General features: G+C 72.0%; 17 protein-coding genes. 1 reads left to right on the forward strand and 16 read right to left on the reverse strand.

The window, feature by feature from the left end; all coding sequences use genetic code 11:
- Positions 1–18 precede the first annotated feature (18 nt).
- The 13 genes from metK to OG504_RS00500 form a co-directional block, all read right to left on the reverse strand.
- Positions 19–1,230, reverse strand: coding sequence for a methionine adenosyltransferase (gene metK / locus OG504_RS00440; protein WP_405987827.1), 1,212 nt, complete (start codon positions 1,228–1,230; stop codon positions 19–21).
- A gap of 215 nt (positions 1,231–1,445) precedes the next feature.
- Positions 1,446–2,288 (reverse strand): 4'-phosphopantetheinyl transferase family protein, encoded by an 843-nt coding sequence (locus tag OG504_RS00445; protein WP_405987828.1) that lies wholly within the window; start codon positions 2,286–2,288, stop codon positions 1,446–1,448.
- 38 nt (positions 2,289–2,326) lie between these two features.
- Complete coding sequence (locus OG504_RS00450; protein ID WP_405987829.1) at positions 2,327–4,207, reverse strand: acyl-CoA dehydrogenase; 1,881 nt, start codon at positions 4,205–4,207, stop codon at positions 2,327–2,329.
- A gap of 189 nt (positions 4,208–4,396) precedes the next feature.
- Positions 4,397–5,383, reverse strand: a complete 987-nt coding sequence (locus OG504_RS00455; RefSeq protein WP_405987830.1) for an aromatase/cyclase — start codon at positions 5,381–5,383, stop codon at positions 4,397–4,399.
- 187 nt (positions 5,384–5,570) lie between these two features.
- Positions 5,571–6,335, reverse strand: a complete 765-nt coding sequence (locus tag OG504_RS00460; protein ID WP_405987831.1) for a thioesterase II family protein — start codon at positions 6,333–6,335, stop codon at positions 5,571–5,573.
- Between the two features lie 112 nt (positions 6,336–6,447).
- A complete protein-coding gene (locus OG504_RS00465) occupies positions 6,448–7,143 on the reverse strand; it encodes a phosphopantetheine-binding protein (protein WP_405987832.1) in 696 nt (231 codons plus the stop codon).
- Positions 7,144–7,157: 14 nt separating this feature from the next.
- The gene (locus OG504_RS00470) at positions 7,158–8,012 is read right to left on the reverse strand and encodes a BTAD domain-containing putative transcriptional regulator (RefSeq protein ID WP_405987833.1); all 855 of its coding nucleotides are present in this window, start codon (positions 8,010–8,012) and stop codon (positions 7,158–7,160) included.
- Between the two features lie 224 nt (positions 8,013–8,236).
- On the reverse strand, positions 8,237–9,829 hold the full coding sequence (locus tag OG504_RS00475) for an acyl-CoA carboxylase subunit beta (RefSeq protein ID WP_405987834.1): 1,593 nt from the start codon (positions 9,827–9,829) through the stop codon (positions 8,237–8,239).
- Between the two features lie 66 nt (positions 9,830–9,895).
- Complete coding sequence (locus tag OG504_RS00480) at positions 9,896–10,108, reverse strand: acyl-CoA carboxylase subunit epsilon (protein ID WP_405987835.1); 213 nt, start codon at positions 10,106–10,108, stop codon at positions 9,896–9,898.
- Between the two features lie 89 nt (positions 10,109–10,197).
- Positions 10,198–11,019, reverse strand: a complete 822-nt coding sequence (locus OG504_RS00485; protein WP_405996223.1) for a BTAD domain-containing putative transcriptional regulator — start codon at positions 11,017–11,019, stop codon at positions 10,198–10,200.
- 206 nt (positions 11,020–11,225) lie between these two features.
- The gene (locus OG504_RS00490) at positions 11,226–13,274 is read right to left on the reverse strand and encodes a condensation domain-containing protein (protein ID WP_405987836.1); all 2,049 of its coding nucleotides are present in this window, start codon (positions 13,272–13,274) and stop codon (positions 11,226–11,228) included.
- Between the two features lie 411 nt (positions 13,275–13,685).
- Positions 13,686–14,531, reverse strand: a complete 846-nt coding sequence (locus tag OG504_RS00495) for a BTAD domain-containing putative transcriptional regulator (protein WP_405987837.1) — start codon at positions 14,529–14,531, stop codon at positions 13,686–13,688.
- Between the two features lie 228 nt (positions 14,532–14,759).
- A complete protein-coding gene (locus OG504_RS00500; protein ID WP_405987838.1) occupies positions 14,760–15,401 on the reverse strand; it encodes a ScbR family autoregulator-binding transcription factor in 642 nt (213 codons plus the stop codon).
- Positions 15,402–17,236: 1,835 nt separating this feature from the next.
- Between OG504_RS00500 and OG504_RS00505 the strand changes: the two genes are divergently transcribed.
- Complete coding sequence (locus OG504_RS00505) at positions 17,237–18,073, forward strand: prephenate dehydratase (RefSeq protein WP_405987839.1); 837 nt, start codon at positions 17,237–17,239, stop codon at positions 18,071–18,073.
- A 16-nt stretch (positions 18,074–18,089) separates the two neighbouring features.
- Here the strand turns inward: OG504_RS00505 and OG504_RS00510 are convergent, their stop codons facing one another.
- The 3 genes from OG504_RS00510 to OG504_RS00520 form a co-directional block, all read right to left on the reverse strand.
- Positions 18,090–18,746 carry a DUF6009 family protein gene (locus tag OG504_RS00510; RefSeq protein WP_405996224.1) on the reverse strand — a complete coding sequence of 219 codons (657 nt, stop codon included), beginning with the start codon at positions 18,744–18,746 and terminating at the stop codon, positions 18,090–18,092.
- A 405-nt stretch (positions 18,747–19,151) separates the two neighbouring features.
- Positions 19,152–19,877 carry a ScbR family autoregulator-binding transcription factor gene (locus tag OG504_RS00515; RefSeq protein WP_405987840.1) on the reverse strand — a complete coding sequence of 242 codons (726 nt, stop codon included), beginning with the start codon at positions 19,875–19,877 and terminating at the stop codon, positions 19,152–19,154.
- 366 nt (positions 19,878–20,243) lie between these two features.
- Entirely contained in the window at positions 20,244–20,900 is a 657-nt protein-coding gene (locus OG504_RS00520) for a ScbR family autoregulator-binding transcription factor (RefSeq protein WP_405987841.1), read from the reverse strand.
- Positions 20,901–21,159: the final 259 nt, after the last annotated feature.

The raw sequence follows: 21,159 nt of genomic DNA on the forward strand, positions 1-21,159 counted from the left end.
CGAAGGGGGGTGGACCGGTCAGAGTCCGACCGCTGCCTTGAGCTGCTGGATGCGGTCCGTGCGCTCCCAGGTGAAGTCCGGGAGTTCGCGGCCGAAGTGGCCGTACGCGGCGGTCTGGGTGTAGATGGGTCGCAGCAGATCGAGGTCTCGGATGATCGCGGCGGGCCTCAGGTCGAACACGTCCTTGATGGCCTGCTCGATGACGCTCTGCGCCACCACCGCGGTGCCGAAGGTCTCCACGAACAGACCGACCGGCGCGGCCTTGCCGATGGCGTAGGCGACCTGGACCTCGCAGCGCGTGGCGAGGCCCGCGGCGACGACGTTCTTGGCGACCCAGCGCATCGCGTAGGCGGCCGAGCGGTCGACCTTGGAGGGGTCCTTGCCGGAGAAGGCGCCGCCGCCGTGGCGGGCCATGCCGCCGTACGTGTCGATGATGATCTTGCGGCCGGTGAGGCCGGCGTCGCCCATCGGGCCGCCGATCTCGAAGCGACCGGTCGGGTTGACCAGCAGACGGTAGCCCTCGGTGTCCAGTTTGATGCCCTCGTCGTCCAGCCCGCGAAGCACCGGTTCGACCACCTCCAGGCGGATGTCCGGGGTGAGCAGGGAGTCCAGGTCGATGTCGCTCGCGTGCTGCGAGGAGACCACGACCGTGTCCAGCCGGACGGGGCGGCTGCCCGCGTACTCGATGGTGACCTGTGTCTTGCCGTCCGGACGCAGGTAGGGAACGGTGCCGTCCTTGCGTACCTCGGTCAGCCGCCGTGAGAGTCGGTGGGCCAGTTCGATCGGCAGCGGCATCAGACTGGGGGTCTCGTCCGAGGCGTAGCCGAACATCAGGCCCTGGTCGCCGGCCCCCTGCCGGTCCAGCTCGTCGTTCTCCCCGCCCTCGACCCGCTTCTCGTACGCGGTGTCGACGCCCTGCGCGATGTCCGGCGACTGCGAGCCGATCGACACCGAGACCCCGCAGGAGGCGCCGTCGAAGCCCTTGGCCGAGGAGTCGTAGCCGATCTCCAGGATCTTCTCGCGCACCAGTCGGGCGATCGGTGCGTACGCCGTGGTCGTCACCTCGCCCGCGATGTGTACCTGACCTGTGGTGATCAGTGTCTCGACGGCGACCCGGGAGGCGGGGTCCTCGCGCAGGAGGGCGTCGAGGACGGTGTCGCTGATCTGGTCGGCGATCTTGTCGGGGTGCCCCTCGGTCACGGATTCCGAGGTGAACAGTCGGCGGGACATGGCTCTCCAGAGTCTCGGTGGTTCAGAGATGACGGGGCGTTCTTGCGGGCGGGGCGTACGAGTTCGGCGTCGGTGCGTGCCCAGGGTCGTGGTGCCGGAGTCCCACCGGGCTGAAGCTCCATGGAAGGACCACCCGCATGAGGATCGCTTGAGGACCGCAGACAGCCCACGTCGGCGTGGGATGTGATGGGGCGCGGTCCGTACCGGTTTGGCCTTCAGCCGGCGCGGTCGACGAGCGGGGCCTCGCCCAGAAGTTCCACGACCGTGCCGAGGAATCCTTCGTCGAGCATGGTGGCGACGGCGATGTCGGGTGAGGCGTCGAGGCCCGCGTCGTGACAGGCCACGCTGATGAGATAGCGGCTCAGTGCGGGGCGGGTGGCGAAGGCCCACTCGCCGTGGGCCGCGGGAGTGCCGTCGGGTGCGAGCAGCCCGCCGCCGCCCGGGTCGAACCCGAACTGGGTGAAAGCCAGGCGCATTCCCTGCCCGAGCGCTTTCGTGTACGCCTCCTTCAGCGTCCACAGCCGCAGCAGGGCGGCCGCCTGTTCCCGCTCGTCGAGTCCGGCCAGTTCCCGCCTTTCAGCGAAGGTGCACATCTGGTCCTTGAGGAGTCCGACCGGCATCCGGCGGTCCATGGGTTCGGCGTCGACACCGATGCGGCCGTTGCGGCTGATGCCCACCGCGATCAGGTCGTCGGTGTGGGTGAGGCTCAGATCGATCTGGCCCAGGCCCCGCAGATAGGGGCGGCCGGCGATCCTGTACGCGAGGTCGAGGTCGGCCGGTTCGACGCCGAGCGCCGCTGCCGCGGTGTACTTGACGGCCAGCCGGGAGGCGACGAAGCGGTAGCGGATCGTGGGGTCGGCGGTGCGCCGGTAGCGCTGCCAGTCGCGGCCGAGCAGCGGCTGCAGCGCTGCGTCGGCCAGGACGGCGGGCAGCCATTCTCCCCATGTGGTGTACACGACGGCGTTCCCCCTCAGCCGCATGCTCTCCCGCACCGTATGCCACGGGCCGTCTGGTCCGGGGACATGGCTGAAGGGGCTGATGCGCGCCGTGTCGTCCATCGGTTCCTCCTTGACCCGCGGGGCACGGGGCGGATTGGTCACTGCACGAGTTCCGTCGCGTCCAGGTCGCAGCCGCGGCCGGTGCGGTGGCGCAGCAGGAGTTCCTCCAGGACCTGGTCGAGGCAGCCGGCGGGCAGCTCGGGCACCGGCATGCCGAGGCGTTCACCGATCCTGGACAGGGCCAGCACCGCCCAGGCGGGCGCCGCGAGGAACGGGGACGTGCCGTCCTGGCCCTCCCACACGCCCAGGACCGCGGCGGCGGCGAGCAGCAGGGCGTACCGGTCGCTCAGCACGCACACGGCCGGGTCCGTGAGTGTCCTGGCGGTGATCGCGGGCAGTGCGCGGCACTTGGCGCGCAGGGCACGGAGTTCGTTGGCGAACCCCTCGGCCAGTTCGCTGAGCGCGCCCAGTTGCCCTCCGACGCCGCGCGCCCGGCTGAGCCGGTCGGCCGAGCCGATCAGGGACGCGGCCAGGAAGTCTCCGCCGTCGGCTATCTGGAGCAACCCGTAGTCGAGGTCGGGCAGTTCGGCGTTGCGGTCGAACAGCCGGGGCGGCGGCTCCTCTTCCGCGAACCAGGAGTGCTCGGCCAGGATGCGCAGCCGGGGCACGATGACCGCTTGGCAGGCGGCGGTACCGGCATGGCCGAGCCCGGCGCCCGGCAGGTCACGCATCAGTTTGTCGAGGGCCCCGTATGCGGGGCTGCCGTGTTCGTAGCCGCGGGAGCCGAGCACGGTGGCCAGTTCCTCGAGGTCCTCCCTGATCAGGTCAGGCACCACATATTTGACGGCGGCGGCCGGCACATGGGCGCAGTCCGGCATCAGGCTCAGCGAGCGCAGGGCGACGGTCGCCATGCTGTCGCAGGCGAGCAGGTCGGCGAAGACTCCGGCGAGCGGCTTGCGGCAGCGAGGGGCGATCGGGCCGCTGCGAGCCGTGGTGGCGGCTCGCACCGCGGAGTGCAGCACCGTGTCGGCGGCGGCGGTGACCACGGAGGCGATCAGGCAGCGGTTGACCTGGAAGGTGCGCAGCGCCAGGGCGACACCCTCGCCGGGCCGGCCGACCAGCGCGTCGCCCGGCACGGCGCAGTCGGTGAACTCCAGACCGGAGAAGAGGCCGCCCCGCGCCCCGTTCACGATCACCCGGGGCATCCGGCGCACCCCGTCGGGCGGGAGCTGCCCGGGATCGAGGAGCAGCACGGAGTGGCTGCGCGGGGTGCGGGCCGGATCGGTGCGGGCATAGACGACGTACGCACCGGCCCGTTCGGCGTTGATGATGACGCTCTTGCGGCCGCTGAGGGCGTAGCCGCCCGGTACGGTGCGGGCGGTGAACTCCTCGCGCAGGATGGCGTTGGCGTGGGCGAGTTCGTGGTGCAGGATCGTGGCGCGCCCGCCGCCGAGCAGTACGTCGGCGATGGACCGGCGCTGGGTCTCGGTGCCCGCGGCCCACACCGCGGAGCTCGCGAAGAGCGAGGTGACGCCGAAGCCGAAACCGAGCATCACATCCCGCCGGAAGACCGGGCGCAGCACCTTGGCCAGCAGGTCGGCGCGGGTGAGCCGGCCGCCGAGGGCGACGGGGACGAACTCGGAGCCCAGACCGGCTTCGGCGAGCAGGAGTTCGGTCCGGGCGGGGGGTTCATGGCGGCTGTCGGCGGCGAGCAGGGCCTTCAGTCCGTGCGGGTTGGCAGGATCGTAGGGGTCGCCGAGCAGTGCGTCGAGCCGGGCGGCGCGGTGCAGCGCGGCCGTCGTGGCGTGCTCTTCTCCAGCGGTCCTGACGGGAAGGGTCTGCGCATTGGTGACCATGGCGGCTTGGGTCAGCTCCTTCGGCACACGGGCGGGCGTCTTGCTCGCGTGCCCTGTTGCGCGCACGCGCTTCAGAGCCTGTACGGGAATGCTGGAGAGGGTCTGGAAGAGTTCTGGAGGCATGCTCGACCCAGGCGGCGGTGCCCCATGCGAAAGGCTGCCGTGGCGTCGGTCTCCGACGGCACGGCAGCCTCGTGGTGAATCGCCCGGATCAGCCGGTCTTCCTGCGGACGTACGGTCGTTGCCCCGCAAAACCGTTCATGCTCCGCACGTTCCTTCTTGGCCGGACGGCCTCCCGCGGACGTGCAGATTTCACAGTTGGCCGAGGACCGGCCGGCGGCTTCGCAGGACATGAATCGCCGACTTCGCGTGTTCTCGGGCCAGTTCGAGGAGCTGGACGCTGCTGCGTCCCAGCTCGGCGCGGACGGTCCGGCGGGCCCGTTCGAGATCGGTGCCCGCGCCGAGCACCCGCTGCTCGGCGTCGTCCCGCAGCACGACGCTGTGCTGCGAGACGACGGTGACGCCCGTCTCGTCGGGCACCACCGACCACTCGCCGGTGTGCGCGGCCACCAGCTTCGGGCAGACGACCTGTTTGTAGACGATGCGCCCTGCGTGCGGGAAGCACACCCGCACCGTCTCGATGCCGTGCACGACGCCGGCGGCGGTCGAGGTCACCATCGTCATCTGCTGGACGCCGGCCTGCGGTTCGGCCAGATCGACGCGGTGGACGTGGGGAACCACGGCGGGCCAGTCGGCGGCCCGGTACAGGAAGTCGTAGACGAGTTCGGCCGGGCCCTTGACCCGTACGGAGTCCTCGAAGGACAGCGTCAGTGCGTCGAGGTCGGTCCAGCGCTCCGCGAACGACCGTAGCTGCTCGAGCTCGGAGCGGGTGTTGGCGTTGATGGCCCGTTCCAGCCAGGCCACGTCCTGGGCCCGGTCGTCGACCGCCGTGAACTCGTGCCGCAGGGTCAGCCGGCAGGAGCCCGCGCCGGCCGCCTCCACGGTCCAGACGCCGCCCAGCGAGGCCGCGGGCGTCGCGGGCAGTGTCTGCCGGAAGGAGACGGTGCGCCGGGCCGCGTCGAGGACCCGGTCCGAGGTCCACGATTTCACCTGCCCGTTGGCGGTCACCCACATCCGCAGGCGTTCCCTGACCCCGTCGAAATCGAGGCGTTCCACGTGGATGCTCGGCGGGAAGAACAGCGGCCACCGGACGGAGTCCGCGATCAGTCCGTACACGACACCCGCCGGTGCGGCCACATCGATCGCGTTCAGCACGTGGTGAACACGCCTGTTCGGCATCGCCAACACCTTCTCTCATGGACGGCGCCCCCGCCTGCCGGCGCGGCTACGAGGTCCACACGTCACGGACGACCGTGCCTCGAGAGTGCGCCGCCCGCCTCAAGACCCGCCGGAGTCCCGCCGGAGCCCCCCCCCATTTTTTGTGGGCCACGGGAAGGACCGCGTGTCCTCGGGGCCCCTGTGCGGCTCACGTCCGAACCGCGGCCTGTGCCTCGGCGCGCCGGGCCACCCGGCAGGCCCTCGCGATCAGACGGGGCAGTTCCCGGCCGCCGGCGAAGAAGTGGTCACCGGGCACGGTGCGCTGGACGAAGCGGCCGGTGGTCCAGCGCCGCCATCCGGCCAGCACGCCGGTCGGGGCCAACCGGTCCGCGCTTGCGGCGACGGCGAGCAGCGGCACGGTCAGCGCTCCCCCGGTGGCCGGGGCCACGGCGGCCCGGCGCAGGGCGTCCGCCAGCCGCAGATCGTCCCGCAGGACCGGCAGTACGGCGCGGTACCACACGCCGCCGGGCGCCCCGACGCCCCCGGGTGGCAGCAATCCCGCCGCGGAGAGCGCCTCGACCAGTTCGGTGTCGGCGGCGTCGGCGGCGTGCAGCAGAAGCGGCGGCGCGTCGGGCGGCGGGGAGGCGCCCACCGCGACGAACGCGGGCGGGGGCGACGCCGTGTCGGCCAGCGCCCGTGCGAGGGTGTGGGCGACGAGGCCGCCCAGGCTGTGCCCGTACAAGGCGAACGGGCCGTCGCCGGGATCGCGTTCGGTGATGTGGCCGAGGAGTTCGGTGAGCAGTTCGTCCCGTCCGGTCAGCCTCGGCTCGCGACGGCGCTTGTCCCGCCCGGGCAGCATCAACGGAACGACCCGGAGGCCGGGTCCCGCAAGGTCGCCCCAGCGGTGGAAGCTCGACACGCCGGCACCGGCGTGGGCGAAGCAGTAGAGCGTCATGGGAGGGCTCTCGGGCACGGCATGGCCTCCTTCGCGATCCTTGATGTGCGGCCTCAGAGCTTCGCCGAGCCGTCTGGAGAGCCGCTCGAGCCCTGCCGCCGGTGCGGCCCGGCTCCCCGGCCGCACCGGTTCAGACGGAGCCGGCCAGCGAGGGGCCCTCCTCGTCGACGCCGAGGCGGTGGTCACGCACCGCCCGGAGCGACGCCTCGCGATCCGGTGCCGGGCGGGTGGCCTGCGCGGTCGCGGAGTCCGGCACCGAGGCGGACCGGGCGCCTATGCGGGCGGCCATCGCGCCGATGGTGGGGTGGTCGTACAGCACGGCGGCCCGCTCCTGGAGGCCGTAGAGCCGGTTGATGCCCGCCACGAACTCGGCGCCCAGCAGGGAGTCGAGACCCAGCGCGTCGAACGTGGTCGCGGCGCCGATGTCCCACGGGTCGCAGCACAGGATGCCGGCAAGCTGCTCCCGCAGCACGTCGACGACCGGGGTCGGGTCCGCGCCGGCGGCCAGGGGCGGGCCGGCCGCCGGCGCGGGTGCCGGGCCCGGCACACCCGCTTCGCACGCCACGTGGTGGGCGAATGCGAAGGGCGTCGGGTGGTCCAGGATCGCCGGGGTCGCGATGCGGGTGCCGTACCTGGCGTTCACCACGGCCACGAACTCCATGGCGAGCATCGAGTCGAGGCCCAGGGACCGGAAGGTCTGCCCGGGGTCGATCTGCTCCGGCCGCAGCCCGAGGACATCGGCCAGCACGGCCGTGAACTCGGTGAACCAGCCGGATCCCCGGGTCCGGGATGGCGTGCCGGACACGGTGTGCGGGGCGCTGGTCATGAGGCCGCCTCCTGTCACCACCCGATGCCCGCCGCGCGTTCCCGTTCCGGACCGGTACCCGTCGCGGACGCGGTCGGCGGGGCGAGGGGCTCCGCGGCGGCGGCCAGCATCGAACGCTGCAGCCGGCGCAGTCCCGCGGAGGGCTCCAGGCCGGCCTCGTGCACGAGGGTGCCCCGCAGCCGCTGGTAGACGTCCAGCGCCTCGCCCCGCCGTCCCGAGCGCTGCAGCGCGAGCATGAACTGGGCGTGCAGGCTCTCGTGGGTGCGGTACTGGTTGACCAGCACGGTGAGTTCGGCAAGCAGTTCGCGGTGCCGTCCGAGCCGCAGGTCGGCCTCGATGCGCTGGTCGAGGGCGCACAGCCGGCTTTCCTCGAGCCGCTTGGCCTCCATCCGCAGCTGCGGCCCCGCCTGTACGTCGGCGAAGGCACTCTCCGACCACAGGTCCAGGGCCTCACGCAGCTGCCGTGCGGCGCCCGCGAAATCCCCCGCGTCCATCGCCCGGTAGCCCGTGCCCGCGAGCCGCTCGAACTCCCGGACGTCACTGGTTCCGCCGCCGGGGGACAGGAGGTAGCCGCCGGGAGTGGTCATCAGGATGTCCTTGGCGCCGAGCCGTCCGCCGTCGTGCTGCTCATCGGTCCCGAGGGCGGCCGCGATGAGTTCGCGCAGCTGGAGCACATAGGTCTGCAGTGTCGTCCGGGCACTGCGCGGCGGGCGGCCCGCCCAGACCTCCTCGAACAGGACGGGAACGGGCACTACACGGTCGGCGTGCAGCGCGAGCAGCGCCAGGACCTGCCGAGGCTTCGGCGCGGTGGGCGTGACCGAGACCCCGTTCACCCGCACCATCAGGCCACCTAGTACGTCGATGTCCACACCGTCTCCCTGTCCATGCGATGAAAAACAGCACGAGTGGTCCACCAACAGAAAACCGCATAAGCGGTTTCCTAGTCAAGCGGATGGACCGCCGGGCCGGATCAGGCAGGGACGGAGCGGCGGAATCTGCGGATATGCCACCAGTATTCGGCGATACGGAAACAGACCGCCGACCACGGTCGACAGTCTTTTATTGCCGGATATGCATTTTGGGTATTTTTAGTTCATTGCGGGGGGTTGCCGTGTTTGCGCGAGGGCAGGTCGGCGTGCTTGGTGTGCAGCATCGCGAGCGACCTGATGAGTACTTCGCGGGTCCCGGCGGGGTCGATGACGTCGTCGACCAGGCCCCGCTCGGCCGCGTAGTAGGGGTGCATGAGTTCGGACCTGTACTCCTTGACCATGCGTGCGCGCATGGCCTCGGGGTCCTCGGCGCCGGCGATCTGGCGGCGGAAGATGACGTTGGCGGCGCCCTCGGCGCCCATCACGGCGATCTCGTTGGTGGGCCAGGCGTAGGTGAGGTCGGCGCCGATGGACTGGCTGTCCATGACGATGTAGGCACCTCCGTACGCCTTGCGCAGGATCAGCGAGATCCGCGGCACCGTCGCGTCGCAGTAGGCGTACAGCAGTTTCGCGCCGTGGCGGATGATGCCGCCGTGCTCCTGGCCGACACCCGGGAGGAACCCGGGGACGTCCAGAAGAGTGACGATCGGGATGTTGAAGGCGTCGCACATCTGCACGAAGCGTGCGGCCTTCTCGCTGGCCTCGATGTCCAGGACCCCGGCCAGGACCTGCGGCTGGTTGGCGACGATGCCGACGACCTGGCCGTCGAGGCGGGCCAGCGCGCAGATGATGTTGCGGGCCCAGCGCTCGTGGACTTCGAGGCAGTCGCCGTCGTCGACGATCTCCTCGATCACCTCGGCCATGTCGTAGGGACGGCTGCCGTCCGCCGGGACCAGGTCCAGCAGGATCTCCGAGCGGCGCTCGGCCTCGTCGCTCGACTCCGCGCGCGGCGGGTTCTCCCGGTTGTTCTGCGGCAGCAGCGAGAGCAGGTAGCGGACCTCGGCGAGGCAGGTCTCCTCGTCGTCGTAGGCGAAGTGGCAGACGCCGGAGGTCTCGGCGTGCACGTCGGCGCCGCCGAGGCCGTTCTGGCTGATCTCCTCGCCGGTGACGGCCTTGACGACGTCGGGGCCGGTGATGAACATCTGCGAGGTCTCGCGGACCATGAACACGAAGTCGGTGAGGGCGGGGCTGTAGGCCGCGCCGCCGGCGCACGGGCCGAGCATGACGCTGATCTGCGGGATGACCCCGGACGCCTTGGTGTTGCGCTGGAAGATGCCGCCGTAGCCGGCCAGCGCGGAGACGCCCTCCTGGATACGGGCGCCGGCGCCGTCGTTGAGGGAGACCAGCGGGGCACCGGCCGCGATGGCCATGTCCATGATCTTGTGGATCTTCGTGGCGTGGGCCTCGCCCAGCGCGCCGCCGAAGATGCGGAAGTCGTGCGCGTAGACGAAGACCGTGCGGCCCTCGACCGTGCCCCAGCCGGTGACGACACCGTCGGTGTACGGCTTCTTCGCCTCCAGGCCGAAGCCCGTGGCACGGTGCCGGCGCAGCTGCTCGACCTCACGGAAGGAGCCCTCGTCCAGCAGCAGTTCGATCCGCTCGCGCGAGGTCAGCTTGCCCTTGGCGTGCTGCGCCTCGGTCGCCTTCCCGCCCGGTCCGGCCAGCGCCCGGGCACGGATCTCGTGCAGCTCGGCCACCCGTCCGCGTGTACCGGTCGCCGCCGCGTCGCCCGGGGCGCGGTCACCCACCACCGTCATGTCAGATCCCTTCGTTCGGCTGCCGAGCGAAGGCGCCCGGGAAATCGACGCGGAACCGCAGGCGTCTCACTGCCAGCTGTGCGGCGACCGGTAGGCCGCCATGCGCTCCCACCGGCGCCACGAGGACACCGAGCCGACGGTCCGGCGGCCCCGGTCCCCGTCCTCGGTCCGCCGCGCGAGCAGACAGAACAACGCGACCGTCACCGCGGCCAGTTCCTCCTCAGCGGCCTTCCCGCGCTCGACACGCAGGACATCGCCCGCACCGTTCAAGCCGTCCACAGCGCCTCCTCGGCTTTCGGGCCAGGGTCTGCCGCAGCCCTCAAAAGGGGCTCGGCTCCCGCTGGAGACCGGCTCCGGCCCGGGTGGCCTCAGGCGGCGAAGATGTCGTAGGTGGAGGTGTGCCGCGGGCCGGCGAGCACATCCAGCTGCGGGTCGACCGCCAGCATCGCCTGATGCAGCCGCTGTGTCTGCGGCGACGGTTCCACCCCCAGCTCCTCGATCAGCCGTCCCCGCAGCCCCCGGTAGACCTCCAGCGCCGACGCCTGCCGTCCCGACCGGTACAACGCCACCATCGCCTGTGAGTGCAGTCCCTCATGCTGCGGGTACCGTGCCGTCAGCTCCGCCAGCTCGGCCAGCAACTCCGCGTGCCGTCCCAGCCTCAGATCCGCATCGATCCTCCGCTCCACCGTCACCAGCCGCGACTCCTCCAGCCGCACCACCTCGATCTCCAGCACGGGGCCGCCCCGTACGTCCACCAGCGCCGGGCCCTGCCACAGGTCCAGCGCAGTGCGAAAGCGCTCCGCCGCCGCCTCGTCGTCGCCCGCCTCGAACGCCGTCTGCCCCTCCCGCACCAGCCCCTCGTACACGTGCACGTCCACGCACTCCGAAGGCACCTGCAGCAGATAGCCCCCATGCCGCGTCACCAGCACCTCCTTCGCACTCCCGGGTGCGTCCGGGCCCATCGCCGTCCCCAGCCGCCGGCGCAGCTGCAAAATGTACGTCTGCAATGTCGTCAACGCACTCAGCGGCGGCCGCGAACCCCAGATCTCCTCCATCAGCGTCGGCACCGGCAGCACACGACCCGGATGCAAAGCCAACAATGAAAGAATCTGTCGCGGCTTCGCCGCCGACGGAACAATGGAACCCCCGTTGACCTCCGCGCTCAACGGACCCAACACTCGAATCCTCACTGCATCCACCCTGCAATCGTCGAGTTCGTTGCCATGCCTTCCGATGGCGAGAAATCCACGCCGCTGTGCACGCTAGCCGCGCCCGTGCTTTCCCATCGTTTCCTCCAGCAGCCCTCTAGCGGACTTCCAAGCACCGCTCCGCAGAGGAAATGAATCGGATTATCCGAATGACCGCAGAGCTCGCTCCCGGTGCTCCCGACGTCTTCTCAGCAGTCCTTCGCGACCGCAGACCTGAGCCCCAGAGCCAGTGCGGAGGCGCTGTCGGCGGCGCTCCCGAAACCGGTCATGACCACGGTCACCGGGACGTCGGCCCCCGCCGCGGTGTCCGCCGCGATCGCGTAGGCCGCCCGTGAAGCGGGCCCGCATCCGCACAGGATCAGCCGCCGGCCTCCCGAACCCAGCGCCTGGCCCAGCTCGGCCGGCAGCGCCCCGCGCCCGCCGTCGAGGCGCAGGACCACGATGCACTCGGGGCCCTCGTGCGCACGCACGAAGAGGTCGTAGCTGCCCGGCGTGACCCCCGGGACCGTGACGAGGCAGACGATGTCCGCGCCCGGCTCTCCGGACCGCAGTGTCGTGAGTGCGAGTCCCCGCCACGCCCTGCGGGGTGCCACGCCCGGCACGTCGGAGGTCCCCAGCAGCTCCAGCACCTGCCCCACAGTGACCTGCGGGTCCCGCAGATCGGGCAGGGTGCGCAGCAGATGCACACACTGGCCGTGGAGCGTGGAGGCGTCCGCGTCCGCCATGCTCGCGCGGTCGTAGACGGTGGTCAGGACCAGGCCGCCCTCCGGGTCGGGGCGGGCGAGGACGGTGACGGGCAGGACCGTGTCGCCGTCCGGACCGCGGGGCGGGTCAGGACGGACCTGCTGGACCCGCGGCTCCCTGCGCAGCCGCGCGGGCAGTTCGGGAAGGCCGTCGAAGCGGACGGCGATGTCGAACAGTTCCGCGTCCTCCTCCTGTCCGGTCCAGGCCCGTATCCGGTCGGCCGAGACCCAGGGATACGCCGTGATGTCGAGCAGCCTGTCCCGCGCCTCCCGCACCAGGTCCGCGAGGGACCCGGCCGGGTCCACGGTCACGTTCAGCGGCAGCGGGCCGCCCAGCAGCCCGGGGATGCCGGCGGCCCCCGGCAGGGTGATGTCACAACCGGACACATGCACCCCCAGGCACACCGCAAGAGGTCCCCCGCCGCCCGAAGCCCGGTACAGCAGCAGCGCCCACACCACGTGCAGGGCGCTGCTCTCGCCCGCTCCCAGGGCCGCCGACCAGGCCCTGAGCCGGGCCGTCTGAGACATCCGCAGGCGGGTCTGGCACCGGCCGCGGCCGGTGTTCCACCCCAGGAGCGCACGCGGCCGCCCGGGGCTGATCGCGGCGCGGCCGGGCGGCAGCGCCTGTGTCCAGAACGCGCGTGCGGCGGTGGTGTCCTGTGCGGCCAGCCACGCGGCATGGTCCCGGATGTCGGGGCGCCGCTCGCTGCCGGGCAGTACACCGCCCAGCGTGTAGGCCCGGTAGAACTCCCGCAGCAGGATGCGCACCCCGCGCTCGTCGAGCAGCGCCCGGTGGTAGGTCAGCAGCACTCGGGTGGGCACCCCGCCCTGCCCGTCGCCGCCCGCCTCCATGTCGAGCAGTGTCAGACGCAGCTGCCCGGGCCGGTACGGCTCGAAGCCCCGCCGCCGGTCGCGTTCGAGGAGTTCCTCCCAGGCGAGGGTGCCGCCGGCATGCCGTACGACGTCGACGTCGGCCCGTGCGTGCACCACGAGCCGGGGTGTCGTGACCCAGTCGAAGGCGGCTCGCAGCACGGCCTCCCGGTCGAACACGGATTGCCAGGCGCTGATGAACTGCGCCACGTCCAGCGCGCCGGACCAGGTCCAGAAGAGCTGCCCGATGTGACGGTCGTCGCCCTCCTCGCCGGCGAGGGCGGAGAGGAGGAGCTCTCGCTGATGCCCGGTCACGGGCATCGTTTCGGTGTCGCCCTGACAGGGCGCCAGCAGATCGGCGAGGAGTTCCGCGGGCAGCGCCAGGGGGCCGCGCCGCACGGCGGACGGCGTCAGCCGCAGGGTGTGGTGGCCGCTGTCGTGGCTGTCCAGCACGACGGAGAAGTCACGGTGGCGTCGGGCGAGCCGGGCGCCGACCGTCTCGGCGTCCAGCGATCCCGCGGGCCCGGAAAGTTCGAGTACCAGTGAGGTGCCGGGCTGCTGCGTCCCGCCCGGTTCGTTGACGACCGCGAGGGTGACGCCCCGCGACGAGTGATGGATGCTCATCGGCTGTCTCGGGCGCTGTGGTCCCTGGTCCCCCGTCTCGACACGGCGACCGGCCCCCTTCCCCCTATCGGATCGTTTCTGCACACGGCTCGGAAGGCCGGCCCGGCCCACCGGGACCGGACTGAGCCACCGGATCCTGCCCGGACGCATCAGGACACCGGGCGCTGCACCGCTCCGGTGGGCCTGTGCCGGCCGGCTGTCGGGCGGGTGGGGCGGGCGGCGGCCGCCGGCCGCCCCTCCCGCCGGCTTCGGACCGGATCCTAACGTCGTCGCAGGTCGGGAGCCTGTTTCCTCGAGCGGCCGTGAAGCGTTCCACGACGCGGTCTCGACCGTACGGGGACATGCACGCGGCCGTGCACGGCCGCTGTCGGCGAAGGCGGGGGACATCCGCGGGCCCTCGCCGGGCCGTGTTCAGCCGACCGGGGCCAGCCGGCGGCCGCCGGAGGGAGCGGGCACGGCGGTGCCGTTGACGGCCGAACCGCCCGGCCGTGCCGCCAGGATGGAGCGCTGCAGCTTGGCCAGTGCGGCCGAGGGTTCCAGGCCCAGGCTGCGCACCAGCGTGGAGCGAAGCCGCTGATAGGCCTCCAGAGCCTCTCCCCGGCGCCCCGACCGGTACAGAGCCACCATGTACTGACCGCACAGGCTCTCGTGCATGGGGTACTTGCTGACGAGCACGGTCAGTTCGGCCAGCAGTTCGCGGTGCCTGCCCAGCCGCAGGTCGGCCTCGATGCGCTGGTCCAGCACGCACAGCCGGGTCTCCTCGAGCCGCTTGATCTGTGTCCGCAGATGCGGGCCCGCCTGGACGTCGGCGAGGGCGGGTCCGGTCCACAGCGCGAGCGCCTCGCACAGGCAGCGGGCGGCCTCGCGGAAGTCCTCGGCGTCCATCGCCCGGTAGCCCATGCCCGCGAGCCGCTCGAACTCGCGGACGTCGCTGGTGCCTTCACCGCCCTTGAGCAGGTAGCCGCCGGGGACGGTCAGCAGCACGTCCTTGGCGCAGCGGCCCTCGTTCGTCGCGCCGCCGTGCTCCAGCGCGACGGTGATCAGCTCGCGCAGCTGCAGGATGTAGGTCTGCAGCGTGGGACGCGCGCTGCGCGGAGGCTCGGCGCCCCACAGTTCCTCGGTCATCATGGTCACGGGCACCACCTGGTCCGTGTGCAGGACCAGGAGCGCGAGCACCTGCCGCGGTTTGGGAGCGCTCGGTGCGATCGAGATTCCTTTTTCCCTCACCCCGAGTGTGCCGAGTATGTCGGTGTCCACGCTTTCCCCCTGTCGGTCTGCCGCTGATGTCACCGTGAAGCGGTTACGTAGCATCCCGAGTAAAAAACAGCGTGTGCGGTATGTCAATGCCATACCGGACACCGCGTTTGTTCTCGTGCCCCCCTCCAGAACAACTCAAGTGAACTGTACATTTAGGGCACTCGGCATCAAAGTGGGTAACAGAATGATCCCCTTGTCATTTCTTTCCTGTTCCTTGAACTGAAATCATCAGACCGCACGGTCTGTCTTTCGATCCGGGTCCGGTCCGGCCGGCCGGACCGGGGAGCCGGACGGGGAAGCGGCGAGCCCGGGCAGCACGAGGACCCAGAACTGCTCCACGAGCTCCGGAGAGAGCCTCAGCCGTCCGGACGAGCCGAGCATCCCGAACCCGACCGTCGTGGCGACGACGGCCGCGGCCGCCCCCTCCGGCGAGACACCGTCGGCCAGTTCGCCCGCCTCGCGGGCCTCGCGCAGCAGCGCGTGCACCCAGTCGCTCCACCAGTGACCGGGCCCCTCCCCCTTCTTGCGCGAGGGGTCGCCCCCCAGCCGGAAGCCCGCCCGCAGCACGATGTCGGCACCGATGGCGGCCGCCAGGTCGAGCGTCGCGCCCACCAGGAGCTGCAGCGGCGTGTCCGCCGAGGCCCGGCGCCGCTCGACGAGCCGTTCCACGGACCTCGTGGCCACAGCCTCCACCTCCCTGGCCAAGGAGTCCTTGCTCGCGAAGTGGAAGTGCAGGGCTCCCGTACTCACGCCGGCGAGCCCGCTGATCGCGGGAAGCGAGGCGAGGGTGTAGCCGTCGGCGGCGAACACCTCGGCCGCCGCCCGGAGCAAGGCCTCGCGTGTACGTACCGCCCGCACCTGCCTGGCCATCACACTCTCCATAATAAACCGCATAAGCGGTATCTTTGGATCACGGACCGGCCCCCGCACGAGGGCGTGCCGCTTGATCATCCCGAACGAGGTCGGCCCAGCTGGGACATCTCCCCTGCCGCGGGGCCCGCCGCCACCTTCCCCGCCGGAGCCCCGGAGCAGTCGATCACTCCACGGTCATCGTAAACCGTCCGGGCGGTCTGTAAAGACTCGGCGGTCACATTGAGCAAGCACCAGCACGACTTCGGCGCATTTCCGACGCGGACGCGCCCCGCCGGGAGCTCGGGCGCCGGCATGGCCCGCGTGCGGTCAGGACGGCGGACCCCGCCCGGCTCCTGGTCGCACCGGCCCAGCGGGGTTCGCGCGGGTCCGCTGCCCCCGTCCGCCGCCATGATCGGTGGCGAACCTGGAAGCGGGCTCGGATTCCGCCGGAACCTGCAACGGTTCACGGAACCGGAGACCCTGGGCCTGCTGCGCGTCGGGGCTCTCAGCCCTGCCCCGTCAGACACAGGGCTCCCCTGCTTCCCCTGCTTCCCCTGCTTCCCCTGCTTCCCCTGCTTCCCCTGCTTCCCCTGCTTCCCCTGCTTCCCCTGCTTCCCCTGCTTCCCCTGCTTCCCCTGCTTCCCCTGCTTCCCCTGCTTCCCCTGCTTCCTCCGCTTCCTCCGCTTCCTCCGTCCGGACAGCGGGGCGGCTGCCTTCGGGGCGGCCTGCGCGGCCCGTCCGGGGCCGCAGAACCGTTTGTTGAGGACAGCGGGCACCGCGGCGCCCGGGCAGCCCCTGCGCCGGCCGGACAGGATCATCTCCCCGGCAGACACCAGTCCGGCCGCTTCGCGGCCCCGGCCGCCGAGCCGCGCGGCTCGGCGGCCGGGGCGCCCCCGTCAACCAGGTCCGGCACACCGCGCAGGGGTGGGCCCGTTCTGTCCCGGGAGCGGCCTCGAGCCGGCAGCACTCGCCGAGGAAACGCCCGGTGCGCTCCCCGGTCTGCGCGTACGCCGCCGTCGCGATCCGTACGCGCTCGGGGCGCTGGGGTCCTTCTCGCCGCCCGGACAGCAACGGGCACGAGCACCCAGGACCAGCCGGCCGAGGACTGCGGGCTTCGCCGAAAACGGCCCCCCGGCTCAGCCCCGGTGCACACGATCGCCCTGCGGCCGTGCAGTCCGGCCAGGCCGGCCGGATGCTCCTCGTAAGGGCGGGCCCCCAGGAAACCGGGCGGAGCGGTGCAGTCCCCCGGGGATCTTCACCGGCACGTCGGGCAGCACCGGCTTGCCGTTCCTGCCGGAGCCGGACCGGTGCCCGGCGTACGGACGCGCAGGGTCGTGCCGCCGTCGGGCCCGGCGACGCCGCGCAGGGCGGCCGACACACCGGTGTGCGGAAGCCGCCGGCCGGTCCCGTCAGGCCGACGGCGTCGCAGATGCCGGTCCCGGGCAGCAGCCGGCCGCCTCCGGACGGTCCCCGTGCGTGAGTGTCCGGTGCCGGCGGCCACGCGGTCTGGCGGCCCGCGGGCGATCCCGACGCCGGAGCCGCCGCGGCGGCCCGGAGCGACCAGGAATCCCGTGAACAGCTTCCCCTCGGCCGCTGCCCGTCGCGAACCGGCCTTGAGCAAACCTGCAGCAACGCTGGAGCCCGATGCTGTGCCGTCGAGTGGTGCAGCCGGGCGTGCGGCGTGCGCACACTGCCGCACACGTCGCCCTGGCGAACGGGCAGTTCCCGGTGCGGCCTGATGCGGCTGTTGGAGCCACCGCGTACGAGCGACGGAGCTGAGACGGCCAGGCCCTGCGGGGCGACGGAGTTCCTGCTGCCCACACAGCCCCTCCTCCAGAAAGGCGGAACTACTGGTGACGACCGCCGCGTACCAGGGTGAGCCCGGATCCAACTCGGCGACCGCCGCGCTCGCCCTCTACCCCGAGGTCGGCGAACTGCCCTGCACCAGCTTCGAACAGGCCCTGGACGCCGTCACCCTCGGCGACGCCGACATCGCCGTGATCCCGGTGGACAACTCCGCGGCCGGACGCGTGGCCGACGTACACCACCTGCTGCCCGAGTCGGGGCTGTTCATCGTCGCCGAGTACTTCCTCCCCATCTCCTTCGACCTGATGGGCGTGCCCGGCGCCACTCTCGACCAGGTGCAGTGCGTCCGCAGTCATGTGCATGCGCTGGGGCAGTTCCGCAAGGTGCTGCGGGAGGGCGGCTGGCGCACCCTCGTCTGCGACGACACGGCCGGCGCCGCACGCGAGGTGGCCGAACTGGGCGACCCGCGACACGCGGCGCTCGCCCCGCCCGCCGCGGCCGGGCTCTACGGTCTTCAGGTGCTGCGCGCCGGGGTCGAGGACGACCCGGACAACACCACCCGGTTCGTCGTCCTGTCCCGGGACGCCGTCCTGGTCCCGCACAGCAAGGAGCCGACGATGACGAGTCTGTTCTTCAGCGTCCGCAACATCCCCAGCGCCCTGTACAAGGCGCTCGGCGGCTTCGCCAGCAGCGGCGTGAACCTCACCAAGATCGAGAGCTACCAGATGGGGGCCGGGTTCAATCCCTGCCGTTTCTACGTCGAGATCGAGGGGCACCCCAACGAGGAAAGCGTCGCCCTCGCCCTGCACGAACTGCGCTTCTTCTCCACCGAAGTACGCATCCTGGGTGTCTACCACGCGCATCCCCGCCGGCAGAAGAACTGACCGGCCCCACCTCCCGTCAGGTGAGCCGCTCCGCCAGCCGCCGCTTCCGCCCCGTGCTGATCTCCCGTAAGAAGAAACGGCGGCACGGAAGGCCGCGGGAGAAGACGGCGTGCCGGAGCGCACCCGGGAGTTCGGCGGGTGCGGTGCCCGAAGCGAAGCAGCAAGGGCCGAAAAGCAGTTGCCGCCGGCCCGCCTGCACCGCCTCACCCCTGCCCCCGCACGCCCCGGCGGCCGCGCCGACGACGAGCCCCCGGTGACCGGGAACGGTCCCGCGGGGCCACGAGGAGTCCGGACACCCCGCGCAGCAGCGCGCACAGCAAGTCCGTGTCCTGCGGGGGCAGCGGTTCTGGGCCAGCGCGTTCACAGGGCGGCCACGGACAGCAGAGCGACCTGATGCGCTGCCGTCACCCGGCAGGTGCTGTCTCCGCCGCGCCGCCGCGCGGGGAACGGGGGCCCTGGCCCCGGTCCTGCCGGGTTCGGTGGTGCTGGGGTCGACGGCTCCTCCGGGCGCGCCCGCCCGGCACGCGCCGGCGGGGCCGCTGTCACGGCCGTGGGGCAGGAGGAAGAAGGCCCGGCGGGCGAACAGGCCGCTGTCGGGGCCGCGTTCGACGTCAGGGGACAGGGGACGGACAGGCCGGTGCAGCCGGCGAGGCGGCCACCGCGGGAGCAGCAGGGCCCGCCGCGGCGCCGGCCGGCCTCGCCGAGGACCCGGCGGACACGGTCGAGGCCCGCTCCACCTCCCGCGCCACCACTCCGGCTCCGGCTCCGGCTCCGGCTCCGGCTCCGGCTCCGGCGGTGAGCCGGCTGTCCCGCGGCATCGAGCTCATGCCTGCCGGCGGACGGAACGGGCCCACCGCCGGCCGGTGTGCCGCCCTCGGCCCGGACGGCACGTGACGCGGCGCGGGCCCGGTGCCGGGCGGCCGGGGCCTGCCCGCGGCTTCCCCCGGCCCCGGGCCCGCGCAGGGCGCTGCGGCCGCACTCAGGCGCACTCCCGTCCCCGGCGGGGCGGGACCTGGCCCCGCGGTCCGGCCGCCGCTCCGGGCAGCACACGGAACGGACGGCCGCCGCCCGGCCGCCGTCACCCGGCGCAAGCGCCCCCGCTGCCCGGCCCGCCCGGCCGGGCCGCCGTGTCCGGGCCGCCCGCCGGGCCGCCCGCCGGGCCGCCGGCCGTGTCTCCTGCGGCTGCGGCGGCGGCCGGGTGGACGACCACCAGCTGGGGCGAGGCGGCCAGCAGCGGCAGCAGGAAGGTCCAGAAACGGGCGGTCCGCTCCAGCGACACCCACTCCAGGTCCCAGCCGCCCAGCGTCTCGAAACCGACCGTCGCCGCGACGATCGCCGCGGCCGCGTCCTCGCAGGAGACGCCGCGGGCCAGTTCACCCTCCTCCGCGGCCTGGGCGACGAGGTCCTGCACCCATGCGCACCACCACTCCACCAGCCCTCCCGCGCGCGCCCCCGCCCGGCGGGAGGGGTCCTGGCTCAGCTTGAAACCGGCCCGCACGACGGGATCGCTGCCCACCGCGGCCAGCAGCCGGCAGGTCGCGTTCACCAGGGACTGCAGCAGGGTGTCCGCGGTACTGCGGCAGCCCGCCGCCATCTTCCCCACCGAATCGGCCGCCGCCCCCTCCACCTCCCGCGCCAGCGCCTCCTTGCTGGCGAAGTGGAAATGCAGGGCACCGGTGCTCACCCCGGCCCGCCTGCTGACCGCGGGCAGACTGGCCAGCGCATAGCCGTTGTCGGCGAAGACCTCGGCCGCGGCGACGATGAGGGCCTCACGTGTACGGGCCGCTCGCGCCTGCTTGACCATTGCACCCTCCTTGCTACCCATCCGGCTGTACCACCCAAGCAAACCGCACGTCTGGTTGGTTTACAAGAGCGCAGGGCGGCGCTCTGTTTGAGGGCTTCAACTATACAGGCAGCAAATCCGCTGCTCGCAGGAAGACAGTCCGGCCCGTACGCCTTTTCCGGCACCTCCGGCGATCCGCACGGAACGGGTTGCCCGGTCCGTTATCGGGCCGGAGGATGCTGCCGGAGCACGGCGAAACCGCAGAGGCCCAGGAGAAAGGGAGAAAACACGCCAGAAACCGCGATGACCACGACGGCATGACCGTCGTGGGAAACCTTCCATAAGGTTTGGTTCGCGGACACAAAGGCGGCCGCCGGCCGCGCCGGCTCAGCCGGCCGCCGGCCGGGCCGTCAGCCGCTCGACTTCCTCGATGACGCGGAGACCCCGGTCCGGCGCGATGTCCAGGTTGACCAGGGCGGCCGGGGTGGCGATCGCCGGGAGGATGTAGCGGTAGAGCAGGGAGGCCCGCTCGGGCAGGTCGCTCCAGTTGGTGTAGGCCTCCGACAGGAACTGGATGCCCAGCCAGGCGCCGAGGAAGAACTCCGCCGTCTCGTGCGGGTCGATGTGCGCCAGCACCTCCCCCAGTTTCTTGCCCTCGGCGAGCTTGCCCGCCACCAGCTCGGTCCACGCGGGCCAGGCACTGCCGAACAGCTCCCGCCCCTGCAGGTCCGCGGAGAGCCTGATGCCCGCCATCAGGACCACGTCCTTGGGGATCCGGTGGGCCAGCGTCATGCAGATGTCCACCCACTCCTGGAGCTTCAGCTCACGCGCCACCCAGTAGTCGCCGGTGATCTGCGCGTCGATGACACCGCGCGCCAGCGCCTCCTTGGAACCGAAGTGGAAGTAGAGCGCCCCCTTGGTCACATCGGCCCGCTCCAGGATCTCGGCGATCGTCGCCGCCGCGTACCCCCGCTCGGCGAACACCGCCGCAGCCGCCTCGACAACAGCGCGCCGGGTCCGTACCGCACGTTCCTGCCGCGCCATGGGACCCTCCAGAAGGCGAAAAACAAAACCGAACGTGAGGTACCTTACCCCACCTTCAGGCTCCCACCCGGGCCAGGACACACCAATCCCGGCCCCCGCACCCCCGCCCCGCACCCGCCCCGCACCCGCCCGGGCAGGAGCCGGTGCGCATCCGCACCGCCCGCCACCCGCACACCCACCGGCCCGCCCGCACAGCGATCCTCCGCGCCCGTCCACCGGCCCGCAGGCGCACCGGACGCCATACCGGCCGCACAACCCC

The sequence above is a fragment of the Streptomyces sp. NBC_00986 genome (genome assembly GCF_045162565.1).
Taxonomy (GTDB): Bacteria; Actinomycetota; Actinomycetes; order Streptomycetales; family Streptomycetaceae; genus Streptomyces.